The sequence below is a fragment of the Alcanivorax sp. S6407 genome, from assembly GCF_023016115.1.
Classification (GTDB): Bacteria; Pseudomonadota; Gammaproteobacteria; order Pseudomonadales; family Alcanivoracaceae; genus Alcanivorax.
In genome coordinates, this window is sequence record NZ_JALKBH010000002.1 from 482050 (window position 1) to 499848 (window position 17799).

Consider the following 17799-nt stretch of genomic DNA (forward strand, 5'->3'; position numbering starts at 1 on the left):
AGCGCCGGGACAAGCTTGGGATGTAGCGCACGGAGCCCTTCTCCCTTAGGCTAGTCTTTTCGCAAAACCCCACATTCGCGCAAGGATGATCCATGCAAAACGGGCTGATGGTGCTGCACAGCAACCGTCTGGAAACGCTCACCGAGGTGGTGACGGACTGGCTGCAACGCCAGCCTCTGGCGCCGCTGGAAACCGAAACCTTCCTGGTGCAGTCCAATGGCATGGCCCAGTGGCTGAAACTGCAACTGGCCGATGCACTGGGTATCAGTGCCGGCTTGCGTTTCCAGATGCCGGCCCGGTTTCTGTGGGGCGCCTATCGAACTGTGCTCGGTCAGGACAAGGTGCCGCTCACCTCACCGTTCGACAAGTCCCGGCTGCTGTGGCGACTGTATCGTCTGCTGCCGACCCTGCTGGATGATGACCACTTCGGTCCCCTGCGACACTTTCTCGCCGATGACCAGGACTGTCGCAAGCGCCATCAGCTGGCTGAACGGCTGGCGGATCTCTACGACGCCTACCAGATGTATCGCGCCGATTGGCTGGGAGACTGGGAAGCGGGCAACGACCAGTTGCGCAAGGCCCATGACCGTAATGCCTTCGATGATTTTCCTGATAGCCAGCGCTGGCAGGCCCACCTGTGGCGAGCCCTGCTGGCGGATATGGACAACGATCAGCAAGGGCTCAGCCGCAGTGCTATCCATGAGGATTTTGTTGCCGCCCTCAAGCACGCAGACGCTCCCCGGGGGCTGCCCCGCCGGTTGATCATTTTCGGTATCAGCGCCCTGCCCCAGCAGGCGCTGGAAGCGCTGGCGGCACTCAGCCAGCACTGCCAGATTCTGATGCTGGTGCAGAATCCTTGTCAGCACTACTGGGCCGATATCGTGGAAGACCGGCATCTGCTCAGGCGCCAGCTGGATGAGCGCAAACGGCATTTGACTCTGCTGCCGGAGAACCGCGTGAATCCGCTGCTCGCCGCCTGGGGCAAACAGGGCCGCGACTTTATCGGTCTGCTTTATGATCACGATGATCCGGACAGCTATCGCAGCACCTTCCACAACCAGATTGATCTGTTCGAAACGCAGGAGCCCGGCTCCCTGCTGCAACAATTGCAGCAGGATATTCTCGATCTGGCGCCCCAGCCCGCAGCGGACCAACGCCCACCACTGCAGGCCGATGACTCGCTGCACTTTGCCATCGCGCACAGCGCTCAACGGGAAGTGGAAATCCTTCAGGACGCCCTGCTGAAACGATTCGCCAGCGACCCGGCCCTGCAGCCCCGGGATGTGATCGTCATGGTGCCGGACATCGAGGCCTACGCGCCCTATATCGATGCGGTTTTCGGTCGGCTGGAACGGGACGATCCCCGTTATCTTCCCTACACCCTCAGCGACCGCAGCGCTGGTGCCGCCTCGCCCATGGCCCAGGCCATGGAGTCCCTGTTGCATCTGCCGCAATGGCGCTTTACCGCCAGCGACATTCTTGATCTGCTCGATGTCCCCGCGGTGCGACAGCGGTTCGGCATCGAAGAAAGTGATCTGCCGCAACTGGCCAGCTGGATTGACCAGGCGCGCATCCGCTGGGGCCTCAACAGTGCACAGCGCCACACCCTCGACGTGCCCGGTTTTGAACAGAACAGCTGGGGCTTTGGCCTCAAGCGCATGCTGGCCGGCTACCTGATGGGCGAAGGCCCGGCCTGGTGTGATATCCAGCCGCTGGACGAAGTGGCCGGGCTTGGCGCCGAACTGGCAGGGCGCCTGTCGAAACTTTTGGACAGCCTCGAGTGTCACTGGCGAGCCTGCCGCGATGACGCTACACCGGCCGTCTGGCAACAACGTTTCAGCCAGCTTCTGGATGATCTGTTCGATGCACAGGAACAGGACGATCAGGGACTGGACGCCAGCCTGCGTGATGCCCTCAACGACTGGCTGGCCGCCTGTGCCGAAGCCGATTTCGACAAGCCGTTGCCACTCACCGTGGCCCGCCGGCCGCTGCTGGATGCACTCAATTCAGAAAGCCTGTCCCAGCGCTTCATGGCCGGTCGCATCAACTTCTGCACCCTGATGCCCATGCGGGCCATCCCGTTCCGCCATGTCTGTCTACTGGGCATGAAGGACGGGGATTATCCGCGCCCGCAACAGCCCATGGATTTCGACCTGATGCGGCAATGGGGCCAGTATCGCCCCGGCGATCGTTCCCGCCGCGATGACGATCGCTACCTGTTTCTGGAAGCCCTGCTCAGTGCCCGCGACAGTCTCTATATCAGCTGGACCGGCCGTAACGTACGCGACAACAGTGAACGGCCGCCGTCGGTGCTGGTGGCGCAACTGCGCGATCACATTAACCAGCGCTGGCAGTCAGAACATGACGCGCCCGTGGATGCCCTGACCCTGTCTCACCCGCTGCAACCCTTCAGCGTCCAGTACTTTGATGCCCGCAATGACGCCCTGACCACCTACGCCAACGAATGGCGCGTCCTTCATGATGGTCATGCCCCCCGCGTTGACAACGATCAGCCGCTGGCGCCCCTGACCACCCAGGAGCCAGTCAGTTGCAGTACCCTGGGCCGATTCCTCAAGCAACCGGTGGTGCATTTTTTCGAGCAACGCCTGAAGGCCAAACTGAAACAGGATCGCCACGTCCTCGACGACAGTGAGCCGTTCGGCTTCGATGGCCTGCAGCGCTATCAACTACAGGAGCAACTGGCCAGCGAAGCCCTGCGGGCGGGGGCAGAACACGCCCTGCCCACCATGCAGGCCAGCCTGGACCGACTGGCAGCCAGTGGCGACCTGCCGCTGCCGCCCTTCACGGAAGGCAGCCGCGACAGCTTGCTGGTGCCGCTGGCGGAGCCCCTGGATGATTACTTCACCCTGCTGGCGCAAGCGGGTGAACCGCAACCCCAGCAGGAAATCCGTCTGCAGGCGGGCCCCCTGCTGCTGGAAGACTGGCTCACGGATGTGCGCGGTTCCAGCGGCAACCCGCAACGGCTGGTGCTGCATACCGGCAAGCTGGAGAAACGCCATGACAAGCTGACCCGGGACTGGGTGATTCATCTGGCCGCCTGTGCAGCCGGGGTGCCGCTGACCACCCGGATTCAGGGCCAGGATGGGCGCTTCACCCTGCTTCAGCTCACCCGCGAAGCCGCCCAGGGCTGCCTCGACCAATTGGGATACGCCTGGCAAGAGGCGCTCTGTCATCCACTTCCCATCGCCTGCGCCAGCGCCTTTGCCCTGCTGGCCGAGGACGACGAGGAGAAAGGCAGAAAAGCCGCGGAGCGCAAATACACCAGCAGCGATTTCAACCATGGCGAAGTGGATGACCCGGCGCTGGCCCGGGCCTGGCCGGATTTCGACATCCTCTGGGGAGTGGAGCACGATGGTGAGCCGCGCTTCCTGCACTGGACCGAACAACTTTACGAACCCCTTTTCATCAACAGCCAGTGGGCCGAGCTGGGAGACGCGGTATGAGCGAGCAGCATGAACACCAGGCACTGCCGCTGCCGATTACTTTTCCTCTACACGGCACCCAGCTGATCGAAGCCAGCGCCGGTACCGGCAAGACCTTTACCCTGGCGGCCCTCTATCTGCGCCTGGTGTTGGGTCACGGCGAGGAACGCGCCTTCCACCGACCGCTGCTACCGCCGGAAATTCTGGTGGTGACCTTCACCGAAGCCGCCACGGAAGAATTGCGCGAACGAATCCGGGATCGACTGGCGGATGCGGCACGCACCTTCGCCAACCCCGACGCCAGCGCCGACGACGACCCGGTATTGTCGCAACTGCTGGCCGATTACGCCGATCCCGACGCACGTAAGCAGAGCGCCCAGCGTCTGGAGGCCGCGGCCCAATGGATGGATGAAGCCGCTATCTACACCATCCATGGGTTCTGCAACCGCATGCTGAAGCAACATGCCTTCGACTCCGGCAGCCTGTTCAGCCTGGAGCTGCAGGAAGATGCCAGCGACGAACAATTGCAGGCAGCACGGGACTACTGGCGCAACATTATTTCCCGCTTCCCGGTCAGCGCCGCCAACCAGTTGCAAAGCGAAAAGCTGGGCAACCCGGATACCCTGCTCAAGGAAGCCCGCCCCCTGCTGGGACTCCGGGAAGCCGACCCGGAGCAGCTGCCCGACAGCGTGAAACAGTGGCTGACGACAACGGATCCCCAGGCTGAGCTGGACCGCCAGGCCCGCCAGCAACTGGCCGAGGTGCTGCCGGATTTCCTGGAATGGGTGCGTGCCGCGCAGGACAACAAGTGGCTCAATGGCAACAGCTACCGGAGCAAGAGCGTGCCCGGCATGCTCAAGGTGCTCAAGCGCTATGCCAGTGGCGAGGGGCTGCGCGACAAGGATTACGACACCCTCTACAAGTTTTCTGAAGAGGGCCTCAAGCTCAGCAAGGGTGGCGAGGAACATCGCCCGGACTTTCTGTTCTGCAAGACCATGGACCGGGTGCTGGCCGGCCGTGACAACAGCCGACTACCACGCACCGACCTGCTTGCCCATGTGGCCGCATGGATTGACCGCCGTGTGGATCAGGTACGCAGGCAGACCGCCACGCTGGGTTTTGACGACATGCTGACCCGGCTGCGCGATGCGCTGGAAGGGGCCAACGGACAGCGCCTTTCTGCAGTGATTCGCGACCAGTTTCCGGTAGCACTGATCGACGAATTCCAGGATACCGATCCCGTTCAGTACGGCATTTTTTCCGCTGTGTATGAAGATCAGCCTGGCACAGGCTGGTTCATGATCGGTGATCCCAAGCAGGCCATCTATGCCTTCCGTGGTGCAGATGTATTCACCTACCTGAAGGCCCGCGAAGCAACCACTGGCAACCACCATACCCTCGGCAAGAACTTCCGTTCTGCCACGGCCATGGTCAACGCGGTCAACGAATTGTTCAGCAAGAGCGACGAGCGCTTCGGCGATGTGTTTCGCATGGCCAGGACCGGCAGCCCCTTTCCGTTTGAGCCAGTGGAAGCACAGGGCCGCAAGGAACAGCTGGAAATCGATGGTCAGGTCAGCGCCGGCATCACCCTGTGGGTGGATGATCGTGACAAGGCGGTCAGCTCCGGGCAATACCGAGCGCAAATGGCCGAACGGGCCGCCACTGAAATCACCCACCTGCTCAATGGCGCCGAGCAGGGAAGAACCGGTTTCCGTAAAGGGGGCCATTTCCGCCCCCTGCAACCCAACGATATCGCCATCCTGGTTCGTGACCGTACCGAAGCGAAAGCGATCCGCGATGCGCTCATGGAACGCGCTGTGCGCAGCGTCTATCTGTCTGATCAGGACTCGGTCTTTGCCCAGCCGGAAGCTGCCGATCTTTTATTGATCCTGCATGCCTGCGCCAACCCGGCCTCCGACAACAGGGTTCGCAGCGCGCTGGCCTGTGCGGCGCTGGACATGGCCTATGCCGAGCTGGACGCCATCAACCAGGATGAAGTGCGCTGGGAACAAATGGTGGAACAGTTCCATGGCTATCGACTGCAGTGGCAGCAGCAAGGCGTGCTGCCCATGCTGCGCAACCTGTTGATGGATTTTCATGTGCCGGTGCGGCTCAGTCAGAGCCTGGATGGCGAGCGGGCCCTGACCAACCTGCTACATCTGGCAGAACTGTTGCAGCACACTGCCACCCAGCTGGACGGTGAACAGGCCCTGATCCGATACCTGGAAGAAACCATCGAACAGCAGAGCAACAGCAGCAAGGAAAGCATCCTGCGCCTGGAAAGTGATGATGACCGGGTCAAGGTCATCACCATTCACAAGTCCAAGGGGCTGGAATATCCGCTGGTGTATCTGCCCTTTATCTGCAGTTTCCGTCCCGCCGACAAGAACAAGCCACCACTGCGTTATCACGACGCAGACCGGCTGCATGTGTCACTGGAACCGGATGCTGACGAGGAGCGCAAGGCCGACGAGGAACGTCTGGCCGAAGACATGCGCCTGCTTTATGTGGCGCTAACCCGGGCCTGTCATACCTGCACCCTGGGCATTGCGCCTTACGTGAAGGGCAACAACAAGACCAACCAGCTGAACAAGAGTGCCGTGGGTCAGCTGCTGTTTGGTGATGGCGTGGAGAACGGCAAGCTGAACCACCAGCTACAACCTTTTGTCAGTGATTGCGTGACCATCATGGCTGCGCCGGAAAGTCACGATGACAGCTACCAACCCACTGAGCAGCAGCTGACGCTGACACCGGCGCAACTGCCACCGAAACACTCCCGCACCCCCTGGTGGATTGCCAGCTACAGTGCACTCAAACACGTACAGGAAACGCTTGCCCCTGCCGACCCGCGTAGCGATCAACTGGCAGAGCAGCCGGATCCCGAGGCCGAACCGGAGCAGCCACCGTTACCCGGCACTATCCATGCGTTCCCCCGTGGCGCGGCACCAGGCACCCTGCTGCATGATTTTCTCGAGCAGGCAGCCAATCAGGATTTTGTCGCCACCCTGAATGCCCCGGAGGCATTCGAGCAGAGCCTCGACGAAAAGCTGCAGGCCCGCGGCTGGCAGGATCACCTTGCCGTCATTCAGCAGTGGTGGAAGGTAGCAGTGCAGACGCCGCTGCCGCTGGCCGAAGGCGCGGTAGCCTTGCGTGACATGGCCCTGTATGTGGCCGAGATGGAGTTCATGCTACCCGCTAGCCAGGTCAGCGTGGCGGCACTGGATGAACAGATTCGCAGTCATATCCATCCTGATATCTCCCGCCCCCGGCTGGAAGCCGATACCCTCAACGGCATGCTCAAGGGCTTCATCGATCTGGTCTTCGAGCATCAGGGTAAATACTACGTGCTCGACTACAAATCCAACTGGCTGGGGGTGAATGACAACGCCTACACCCGCGACGCCATGACCCGTGCCATTCTCGACAAGCGCTATGAAGTGCAATACGTGCTGTACCTGTTGGCACTGCACCGCCTGCTCAAGCATCGTCTTGGCGAAGACTATGATCCGGACCAGCACCTTGGCGGCGCCGTTTATGTATTCCTGCGCGGCATGCAGGGCCCGGCCGCCGGCACCGTATTCGACCGGCCGGAGACCGGGCTGATCGAAAGGCTGGATGCGATGTTTGGAGGTGAAAGATGAGCTGCGGGCTTCAAGCTGCAAGCTACAAGCTACAACACGGGCAAGTCTTTAGCCGCCCCCCAGCCTTTTTATCCGCGATTCACGGAAATGCGAACTCGGGCATGGCTTATCAAATCCCGGCTGCCTGTTCCCCGCCTTGCAGCTTGAAGCTTGTAGCTTGTAGCTCATACCCTTGGAGGGCTTGCCATGCAATCTGACATGTTCACCACCCTCCACTGGCAAGACGCCCTCGATCAACTGCGTGACAACAATCAGCTGCGCGATCTGGATGTGGCGGTTGCCCGTTTTCTGGAACAGCATTGTCGCGACGCCAGCCATACTGTGCTGATGCTGGCCGCACTGGCCAGCAACCAGCAGGCCAGCGGCCATCTGTGTATTGATCTGGGCAATGATCGACTGGAGCAACAGCTGTGGGGGACCAGCCCTCCGGAGAATGTGCAGGAATTACTGCCCGGCCATCCCCGGGACTGGCTCGAGGCGCTGGCACAGAGTCCGCTGGTCAGCGACAACGGCAGCACCCCGCTGGTGCTGGACGATCAACGCCTGTATCTGAAACGCAACTGGTCCCAGGAAAAAGCCGTGGCCGAAGCCATCCGCCAGCGGCTGGCCACGCCATCCGGTCTGACAGCCGAGGATCTGCATGGCCCGTTGCAGGCCCTGTTCCCTGCCGGTGAAGATAACCACACCAACTGGCAGCAGGTGGCTTGTGCCCTGACCAGCCGCAGCGGCATCGGCATCATCACTGGCGGCCCGGGCACAGGCAAGACCACCACCGTGGTCAAGCTGCTGGGCCTGCTGCAAAGCCTGGCCATGACACAGGGCCAGCGGCTGCGTATCCGCCTTGCAGCACCAACAGGTAAAGCGGCGGCCCGCCTGACAGAATCGATTGGCGACCAGGTAGCGGCCCTGCCCGTGACGGACGAGGTGCGTAACGGCATTCCCACCGAGGTCACCACCCTGCACCGACTGCTCGGCACCCGGCCGGATTCACGGCATTTCCGCCACCACGCCCACAACCCCTTGCATGCCGACCTGGTGGTGGTGGACGAAGCCAGCATGATCGACATGGACATGATGGCCTGCCTGCTCGGCGCGCTACCCGCCCATGCCCGACTGATCCTGCTCGGGGACAAGGACCAGCTGGCCAGCGTAGAAGCCGGGGCGGTGATGGGCGATCTTTGCCGCCACGCCAGTGAGGGACGTTACCAACAAGACACCCTCGACTTTGTGAAACACAGTTGTGATGCGGATATCTCTCCCTTTGCTGAAAAAGCCGCCCAGCCTGGGACCGGGCTGGCCCAGTGCACGGCCATGCTGCGCACCAACTGGCGCTCCAAGGACAGCCCGGGGATCGGTACCCTGGCCAACGCCATCAATGGCGCGGACAGTGCCGCCAGCCAGCAAAGCTTCCGCGATTTCCCGGGCAGCCTGCAACGGCGACGGTTGCAGGCCGACGATCAGCAGCTGGAAAGCCTGCTGGTGGAAGGCAGTGCCGGTCATGACGGCCTCCGTAGTCTATTCGCCGATGTGGTCCAGCCCCCCGCCGAGAATGACGCGCTTGATGAATGGGCCCGGCGGCTACTCGGCAAGCTGACCCACCAACAATTACTCAGCGGCCTGCGCACTGGCTATTTCGGTGTCGAGCAACTCAACCAGCGCATCACCCATTACCTGCAGCAACACAACCTGGCGCCGGAACGGGAATGGTATGCCGGCCGGCCGGTAATGATGACCCGCAATGACTATCAGCTGGGACTGATGAATGGGGATGTGGGTCTGACTCTGCCCGGGGAAAGCGGGCCGGATGGCCAGCGTCCGTTGCGCGTGGCCTTCCAGTTGCCCGATGGCCGCATCAAGTGGGTACTGCCATCGCGGCTGGACGGGATGGAAACCGTGTATGCCATGACAGTGCACAAATCCCAGGGCTCGGAGTTTCGGCATACATTGCTGGTACTCCCGGATGCCCCCCACCCGCTGCTCACCCGTGAGCTGATCTACACCGCCGTGACGCGTGCCAGACAATCCTTCACCCTGCTGGAATATGGTCCGCCGGGGGTGTGGGAAAGTGCCGTGAATAAAGCCACCTGGCGAGCCTCAGGGCTGTCCCAGCGACTGCAGGACTGAGCCGGCAAGGCGCGACCTGGCGCCTTGCCTGCTCCACACGATCACCATTCGGGCTCTCACAGGTGCTGTTGCCCGGAGGCCCGGGCGATTAGAATTCGCTCTGACCTCTGTTCAGCCACATTGCAAACGGAACCAGACCACCTCATGTCGACCGAATTGACCCGCTCCTTATCCACCCTGGAGCAGCTGCGCCGAATTGAATCCAGCAAACTCTTTCAGGGCGCAGTTATTGCCATCATCATCCTTTCCGCACTGACCATCGGCGCCAACACCTATACCCTGCCGCCCCTGTTCAGCGACACGCTGGCGGTGCTCGACAGTGCCATCACGGTGTTCTTTCTGGTGGAGATCCTGTTCCGGCTTGGCGTTCACCCGGACAAGAAACGCTTTCTGCTGGATGGCTGGAATCTGTTCGACACCCTGGTGGTGATCGGCAGCCTGATTCCCATGGACAATGCCGAGGTCGTGCTATTGGGCCGCCTGCTACGGGTTTTCCGGGTGTTGCGTCTGGTATCGGTGGTGCCGGAACTGCGCTTCCTGATCAATTCCCTGATCAAGGCGATCCCGCGTATGGGCTACATTGCCTTGCTGATGTTCATCATCTTCTACATCTACGCGGCCATGGGGTCCATGTTCTTCTCCAGCGTCGATGAAACCCTGTGGGGCGATGTGGCCATTTCCATGCTTACCCTGTTCCGGGTAGCCACCTTCGAAGACTGGACCGACGTCATGTACGCCACCATGGAGAGCTATCCGCTCAGCTGGCTGTACTACCTCAGCTTCATCTTCCTCACCGCCTTCGTTTTCCTGAATATGATGATCGGCGCCATTCTGGAAGTCATGAGCGAGGAGCAAAACGCCAAACAGGCGGAAGAGGCCCACGGTGAAAGAGAACGTATGACCCGCCAGCTGACGGAAATCCAGACAGAACTGGCCGAGCTCACCCGATTGGTGCAATCCAGAAACAAGGGATAATGGTCACGGCACCTTTCGGGTTTTGCCTTTCCCGTGTTGCGTGTTGCGTGTTGCGTGATGCGTGATGCGGCCGCAGAGCGGCAAAAAAAAACCGCGCCATTTATGACGCGGTTTTTTGGGGCCGTTCTGCGGCGGTCAGTTTACGATGCGTTCCTTGTCGAAGAAGGCTTCGATCAACCACTGGTTGTAACCCCCCAGGCGCTTGCCGTCCAGACGAGCTTCCGCTTCACGATAGATCGCGTGGCGCTCCATGCTCTTGGGCAGCAGCACCGCCATGGTCCATGCACCGGCACGCATCCAGCCGTAATTGAGCTTCTGCCACAGACCATACTTCATGTTGTACTGGTCACGGATACGCGGCGGCAGCTCTGCGGCGGTGATGATTTCCTGGCCCCACAGCGGCATGATCATCCAGAACGACTTGGGATCGAACAGATCCTTTTTCAGCTGCAGGGCGTTATTGGTAACCGTCAGCTGAGGGCTGGCCCACATGGCTTCGTTGTAGGCCATGAACTCGTTCCAGTCTGCCGGCAGTGCACTCTCAGGAATCCCGAACAGCATGGCAAACAGTTTGGTTTCCTCGTAGTACTGATCTTTCTCTTCCTGGGTCAGTTTGCCGATCATTTCCTCATACATGTGCATGCTGGTTTCCCAGAGCGTCGCATGCACCCAGATCATGGCGTTGATCTCGTTGGCACGGTATTCGGAGCCACGGTCAAACGCACCCGCCTGCTCGGTCACCTGGCCCTCGATTTCCTCATGGATGTCACGCACCTGATTGGCGGACGTCATGGCCTGGGAAGTGCTGCCATAAACCATGTTGGAAATATGGTAGAAGGTCCGGCGCGCGCGACCCAGTGGATCATCACGGACCACTGAATGTTCATCAATCCCCGCTGTCACCCAGGGGTGAGCCACCTGCAGCAGCAACGCACGACCCGCACCAAAACCGGAGGGCAACGCCAGCCCCGTCACCTTCCACATCATGGAATCCGGGCCATACAGACCTTCACGGGGGTTCGGCATCTTGTCACCGTGAATCTTTGCCAGCTGACGACAGAAATCCACTTCGTTGATCCAGCGCGGCAAGGGAGCACTGCCATCACGTGGCACCAGCTGAGACACCACATCGCCACCCGGAGCAGGATCAGAACTGGCAGCTACCTGCTCATCACTGACACCCTGCTCACAGGGATGCGCCAGATAGCCGGTATCACCGCGCACCATCTTCAGCAGCATGCTCTTGTCGTCACCTTTCAGTTTGATGTCTGAAGGCAGACGATAATTTCCCTGCAGTGACATATAGTCGCGGTAGTAAATATTCCAGCCGGCTTCTTCAATCCGGTCTACTTCATAGCTGCCATCCTTGTAGACTTCGGCAGCCTCGGTGGCAGGCAGACCACGCAACCAGTAGGAAAGGTTGCCGGCAAGAATGTTGGCCTTGAGGTGTTCAGCCACTTCCTGGGCGTCAGCGCCACCCATGACATCGACACTTTCACTGCCTGGCTCGAACACATTGCCTCGAATGATCGCCCGGGGATCGCCCACGCGCTCATCCATCAACAAACCAAGCTCATAATTCTCATCGATCTGCTGATAGTAGAAATAACTCTTGCTGCTATCACCGTCGGTGTACAGCTCCAGCTTCCCCTCTACCCGCCACTCACTCATCCCCTCCGGGGACTTTGGAACATAGCTGGACTCCTTCATGGAAGAACAGCCTTGCAGTACCAGGAACAGGGCAAGTAACAGCACCTTGCCATTGGCAAAAAGAAAACGACTCATGTCAGCCTCTCGTATTGTTGTCATTTCGCTGACAGAAAGCCCGGTGACAAATCAACCATCCCGGTTATCCGGGCGTGAATTGCCACAGGGCTCTCCCAGCAACGTTTATGCGGGCTGTCGCAGTGCTTTCTTGTCAATCTTGCCTACTGATGTCAGCGGAATGGCATCAATAAAGAAGATTTCCTTCGGCACCTTGTAGGGCGACATGTTTTCCCGGCAGAAAGTTTGCAGCTCATCCTTGAGATCAGACTCGCTGGTTTCGCAATCAGGGGTGAGCTGAATGTAAAGCTGAACCACATCATTACCCGGACGGTTGGTATCAGGACGACCTACCACGGCGCACATGGCCACCCATGGCAGACTCTGTACCTTGCTCTCCACTTCTACAGAGAACACCTTGTAACCGCCGACGATCAACATGTCCTTGCTGCGATCGCAGACACGGACAAAGCCGTCTTCATCCATCACACCCACGTCACCGGTGTGCATCCAGATCTTGCCGTCAATTTCACGCAGGGATTTCTTCGTGGCTTCGGGCATTTCCAGATAGCCCTGCATCACCTGCGGACCAGAGGCAATGATTTCACCGGCTTCGCCCAGCGGCATCAGAGTCTCGCCATCTTCCGCGTCGACAATGCGTACATCGGTACCCGGCAGCGGGATGCCCACGTGGGCTTCCTTGAAGTGGGATGCCGGGTTCAGTGTGATGACAGGGCTGGTTTCGGTCATGCCGTACACTTCGCAGAATTTTCCTGCACCCACCACGCTTTCCAGCTTCTGTACTTCTTCCTTGGCAAACGGTGCGGCACCGGAAATGGCCATGCGCAGACCGGCAAAATCCAGCCCCTTGAAGGTCTCATTGGCACACAGCATCTGATACAGCGCAGGCACTGCCGCCAGTACCGTCGGGGTACGGGCCTTCATTTCATTGACGAAATGATCAATGTCACGGGGATCCGGAATCAGCAGGAAAGTGGAAGCGGTACGCATTACCCTCAAAGTCACCAACCTGAACAATGTGAAGGCGACACTTGGGATTGAGCTTTTCCCGGATCTGATTGATCTCAGCGCCGGTGAGGCCGATCTGCTGCTGCCGGCAGAGAAGGTAAGCCTGCAGGTAATGAACCTGCCGTCCCGTGCCCGAAAACTGCCTGAAAGCAACGCTCAATAAGGACAACAACATGCAGAGCAAGAAGACTGTTCTGCGCCTGCCGGCGCTCGCCGCCGGCCTGGCGCTCTGCGCCCCACTGATGGCGCAGGAACGAACCATTCCTGAATACGATGACGTGCGTGTCGACTATCCCCGTTCGGACTTTGTCCGTGATCTTGCCGGGGAAGACCGCTTCTACTTCCGTTTTGGGGCGATGTACTTTGCTCCGGACATCAAGACCAACTACATCCAGGCCAAGAACCTGAGTGAAGTAGCCGAGACCGCCCTGGGCGGCCCCGGCCCTCACTATCTGGAAGGTGAAACCGCCGCCGATCCACTGTTGCTGCCGGGGATTATCCTCGGCTACAAGCTCCCCTGGGGCAAAGGCTGGTCTGTGGAGTTGATTGCCTCCACACCGCCAACCCTGGAGCTCAAGGCTGAAGGCAAGCTGGCCAATGAGCCCCTGGTACCGGAGGTGAATGGCATCCCCACAGGCGTTCCTGCGTTGGGCGAAAAAGTGGCCACCACCAAGGCCGCGCCGCCGCTGGTGACCCTGGTCAAGCGCTTCCGTCTGGAGAATCGTGTACAGCCCTATTTCGGTGCCGGTCTCGGCTACCTGTTCACCTTTGATACCGAGGTAACCAACCCTGTCGCCACGGCGCTGGGTGAGCCGGATATCGAGGTGGACAACAAGTTCGGCTGGGCTGCCCAGGCAGGTATCGATTTCCACCTGGACAAGCACTGGTGGGTGACATTCGATACCAAGTACATCACCTTCCCGGACGTGTCAGCCACGGTGACAGACATGTATGTAAAGGCCCCCGGCATTCCGCAGATCCCCTACGAAAGAGTGGGCGACGTGGAATACAACGCGGACATCAACGTGATGGCCTATACGCTGGGTATCGGCTTCACCTTCTAGGGCTTGTGCCCCGGAAAACAAAAAAGACCGGCGGGCTTGCCCGCCGGTCTTTTTTTGTGCCGCGCTGCGGCTAGGGCATGCATCAGCAACACGCAACATGCCGCCTTTGTGACAGAGGTAATCAGCCCGCCATCAGGGGCCGCAGGCACTGCTCTGCCACTTTCCTTACGGATGCCTCATCAGAGGGATTCATCACCCCTTCCGGCGACAGCAGCATGGACTGCATCAGACGCAGCATCAGCTCGGCCAGAAACTCGGTGGACAGGTCGCTGATGGTTTCTTCCTTTTTGACCAGTTCCAGCATGGTGGCCAGATACATACGGAAAAACGCCATCATCTTCCACAGTCCCTGGGTAAAGAACGGCAGAATGATTTCGGTATCGGAAGTCTGCAGGCGACGCCACAGCGGGTGCGCATGGGCGCGGGTCACCGCCAGAACAAAGGATTCCAGCAACTTGTTGAGGCCGCCTTCCACCTGCTTGAGATCCTGCTCGATCCGGTCCAGCTCCTGTTTCGCCTCGCGCAGAATCACCGCGTGGATCAGCTGGTCCTTGTCACCGAAACGGCGATAGGCCGTCGCCCGGCCTACCCCGGCCCGGCTGGCCACATCTTCCATGGTGGTTCGACGCAGACCGAATTCGATGAACAGCTCCAGACCCGCGTCCAGAATTTTCACATAGGTCTTGTCACCCTCCGGCAACTGAATTCCTTGCAGAAAGGCATTTGAGGCTGCGGTGTTCCGTGACATCTAGACTCCATGTGCATATTTGTTCGCTTGAGAGCTTTTTTTATAAAGGCGGTAACGGTAGCAAATACTCACTCAAACGTGAACGGTAACGGCACTCAAGGCCTTGTCACGTGGGGACAAAACACATTCCCGGAGCGTCCCTGCCTGCGCACAAGCGTATTTAATTCGATTTATTTTATATACGCCCAACTCGAGACTGAAGCTTAACCCGACCTGCACAGATACAAACTACAAAAATTTGGATAGTGACTAGCAAGTCACACTTCAGAAACACCGCCATTGCAACTATGATACGCGAAGAATAATTTGTATCACAGTTGCATCCCCTCCCCGATGATGCGCTACACATCATGGCCTGCAGAGCCGTGAGATCCCGGCAGCGGCAAGGACAATAACAAGCCACCGCAGGCCAACGGATCCCGAAATAAAAACAAATAAAGTTCGACAACAATGTCGGAGGTACGCGTGCAATGAAGACTCCATCCCCTCAGGAAATACATCCGCGCTGGAAAACGCTGGCCATGATGGTCGCAGCGGTTGCCCTGGCAACTGGCTGCGGTGGTACTGGTGACGTAGACCCTGTCACCAATGCCAACAGCAATCCGGACAGTAATAGCACGGCACCGGAAGCCAATTCCGCCCCCAGCCTGGCGCCGCCCACGAACGAGGACATCGTTCAGCTGTCGGCAGAAGACGTGGCGGTGAAGGAATCCTACTCTGCCGGCGAAGGCGCAGAACCCCCTGCGCCCTATGACGGCAGCTATGAAGACCCCTACCATGATGAGCCGCCGGTCAACGTATATAACCGTCCCGATGATTACGACCCTTACGCCCTGCTGTCTGAAGGCAGCCGAGGCGGCTGGGCCGTATGGGATTACTGTTACGGAAAACCGGACAGTGCCGAGCTGCCTGTGGACCCACGTTCCATGGTCACTGAAGGCGTCAGCTACGGTAAGGCGGTTCACTTCAATGCCTACTGGAAAAACTGTCATGTGGACCCGGAAGCGGTACAGGAAGTGGGTAACGCCAAGACCTGTGGAGAGCTGCGTGAACGCTTCGAATGGGGCGGCCGCCTGCTGACTGGCGGCTCCGAGGGTGTTGGTGCCCTGTTCGCCGGTACCACGCCTTACACCCTGGAAGGCGCCATGGGTATCTCCACCCTGACTGCTGGCCAGTATCGCCGACTGTGGATGTCCTGGGGTGGTTATGTGGCCCAGCCGAACGACTACGACGAGCGCGTTGCCGAACGCTACGGTTCGCCGATCAGCGACAAGCGAAACCCCTACCCCTTGTTTGGCGAGGACCCCAACGAGACCGATGGGGGCTCCGGCCAGCTGCCGTTGATGTTCACCCAGATGCGCCTCAAGGACGGCTCCTGGTCCGGTCGTATCGGCATCACCTGCCACGCCTGTCACAGTGGCAATGTGGAGCACGAAGGCATGGGCAACACCCTCGGCAGCGGTAGCCCGCTGGCCGATCTGGACCTGTTCCTGCGTGATGCACTGCCGCAAGGCTACCTGGCCTCCGTGGCCACCATCGCCAACCTGAGCCATGGTCGCGGCACCAATAACGCCTCCGATGTGAACCTGGCCTTCATCTTCCCGGATGAGGGGCTCTACTCGGTTCAGGACTTCTTTGGCCTGCTCAACACCGGCTCCACCGCCTCCATGGATACCCCGGCCTGGTGGAACCTGGGTCACCGCCCGGTGAAGTTCGCCGATGGCGTGTTCCCGGCTGACGCTCCCCGTGTGGACCAGGTGTTCTACACCCCGATCTTCGGTCTGTTTGGCGCCGTGCTTGGTCCGCTGAGTGAAGCTGGCCAGGACTACATGCGCAAGGCTGGTCCGCCGATCAACGCCTGGATCGAGACCCTGAAAGCGCCCAAGTATCCGGCCGAAATCGACACCGCACTGGCAGAAGAAGGTGCCGTGCTGTTCCACGAGCTGGACATGTGGGGCCCGGATCGCGACAACCCCATTGACCGCCCCGAAGGGAACGGTTCCTGTGCCAGCTGTCACGGTGCTTACTCTCCGCGTTATGTGAACGATCCCAACTTCCTGGCCGATCCGGCTCTGGAAGGGGTGGCGTCCTACATCGTGCCGCAGCGCATCATTGGTACCGATGCGGTGCGTTGGGAAACCAACAACGAAAGCATGCAGCGTGCCGGTTCCGTGAACTTCTTCGGCTACCCGCCGACCAAGGGCACCGAAAACGATTGTGGCCCACAGAACCAGGAACGCCTGCGCGGCGACCGTGAACTGGGCTATCTGGCACCGCCGCTGTACGGTGTGTGGGCGACCGCACCCTACCTGCACAATGGCGCCATTCCGGATGTCTGGAGCCTGCTCAAGCCGTCAGATCGCCCGACCATCTGGCGTCGTGAGTCTGCACCGAAGATGAAGAACCCCTGGTACAACAACGGCAACGTGACCATGGGCTTCGACACCAACTTCGAACGTGCCTACGACAAGAGCAAGCTGGGCTGGAAGTACGACATTATCGACTGTGAATGGCGCACCTTCTGGAACCCGGCCGTTACCCCCGGCTATACCTGTGATCCGAACGACGAACGCAACACCCCGCTGGCTCAGGAGATCCTCGGCGTGCTGTTCGACAACCTGATCCTGGTATGGAACATCTGGGCGCCGCCGACCATCACCAACGCCCAGGTGGAAGATCGCAAGATCTACAACACCATCCTGTACAGCCAGGGCAACGAAGGTCACGAGTTCAACAGCGTCCTCACCGACGAAGAACGCATGGCCATCATGGAATACATGAAGACCCTGTAATCCAGCCCCTGCATTGATGCAGAAAAAGAAACCCGCACAGCGCAAGCTGTGCGGGTTTTTTTGCCGCTCTGCGGCTGCAACACGCTTCACGCATCACGCCACACGCAAAAGATAAGAACCCCGAGGATCCGGGATGGAAATCTGCAGTGGCCTTCCTCACTGCGCAGAGAGGGTGTTACTCCGCAGTTTGTGGGAGCGTGCTTGCACGCGAAGGCTGCC

General features: G+C 59.7%; 10 protein-coding genes. 7 read left to right on the forward strand and 3 right to left on the reverse strand.

The window, feature by feature from the left end:
• Window positions 1–92 precede the first annotated feature (92 nt).
• The 4 genes from recC (at window position 93) to MWU49_RS05455 (ending at window position 10183) form a co-directional block, all read left to right on the forward strand.
• A complete protein-coding gene (gene recC, locus MWU49_RS05440) occupies window positions 93–3464 on the forward strand; it encodes an exodeoxyribonuclease V subunit gamma (protein WP_246969144.1) in 3372 nt (1123 codons plus the stop codon).
• Complete coding sequence (gene recB / locus MWU49_RS05445) at window positions 3461–7084, forward strand: exodeoxyribonuclease V subunit beta (protein ID WP_246969146.1); 3624 nt, start codon at window positions 3461–3463, stop codon at window positions 7082–7084. The genes recC and recB overlap by 4 nt, the downstream gene beginning before the upstream one ends.
• A gap of 186 nt (window positions 7085–7270) precedes the next feature.
• Window positions 7271–9208 carry an exodeoxyribonuclease V subunit alpha gene (gene recD, locus MWU49_RS05450; protein ID WP_246969148.1) on the forward strand — a complete coding sequence of 646 codons (1938 nt, stop codon included), beginning with the start codon at window positions 7271–7273 and terminating at the stop codon, window positions 9206–9208.
• Window positions 9209–9352: 144 nt separating this feature from the next.
• Entirely contained in the window at window positions 9353–10183 is an 831-nt protein-coding gene (locus MWU49_RS05455; RefSeq protein WP_246969151.1) for an ion transporter, read from the forward strand.
• Between the two features lie 135 nt (window positions 10184–10318).
• On the opposite strand, the gene MWU49_RS05460 is transcribed toward MWU49_RS05455, so the two are convergent.
• Together MWU49_RS05460 and MWU49_RS05465 are read right to left on the reverse strand one after the other, a co-directional pair.
• On the reverse strand, window positions 10319–11968 hold the full coding sequence (locus MWU49_RS05460) for a lipoprotein insertase outer membrane protein LolB (protein ID WP_246969154.1): 1650 nt from the start codon (window positions 11966–11968) through the stop codon (window positions 10319–10321).
• Window positions 11969–12073: 105 nt separating this feature from the next.
• A complete protein-coding gene (locus MWU49_RS05465) occupies window positions 12074–12958 on the reverse strand; it encodes an AMP-binding protein (RefSeq protein ID WP_246969157.1) in 885 nt (294 codons plus the stop codon).
• On the opposite strand from MWU49_RS05465, the gene MWU49_RS05470 reads away from it, so the two are divergent.
• Both MWU49_RS05470 and MWU49_RS05475 read left to right on the forward strand, forming a co-directional pair.
• Window positions 12942–13139 carry a hypothetical protein gene (locus MWU49_RS05470; protein ID WP_246969162.1) on the forward strand — a complete coding sequence of 66 codons (198 nt, stop codon included), beginning with the start codon at window positions 12942–12944 and terminating at the stop codon, window positions 13137–13139. The genes MWU49_RS05465 and MWU49_RS05470 overlap by 17 nt on opposite strands.
• Before the next feature lie 10 nt (window positions 13140–13149).
• Complete coding sequence (locus MWU49_RS05475) at window positions 13150–14040, forward strand: OmpW family outer membrane protein (RefSeq protein WP_246969165.1); 891 nt, start codon at window positions 13150–13152, stop codon at window positions 14038–14040.
• 121 nt (window positions 14041–14161) lie between these two features.
• Here the strand turns inward: MWU49_RS05475 and MWU49_RS05480 are convergent, their stop codons facing one another.
• On the reverse strand, window positions 14162–14788 hold the full coding sequence (locus tag MWU49_RS05480; protein ID WP_246969168.1) for a TetR/AcrR family transcriptional regulator: 627 nt from the start codon (window positions 14786–14788) through the stop codon (window positions 14162–14164).
• Between the two features lie 470 nt (window positions 14789–15258).
• Here MWU49_RS05480 and MWU49_RS05485 point away from each other — a divergent pair, with 470 nt between their 5' ends.
• Window positions 15259–17580 (forward strand): hypothetical protein, encoded by a 2322-nt coding sequence (locus tag MWU49_RS05485; RefSeq protein WP_246970787.1) that lies wholly within the window; start codon window positions 15259–15261, stop codon window positions 17578–17580.
• Window positions 17581–17799: the final 219 nt, after the last annotated feature.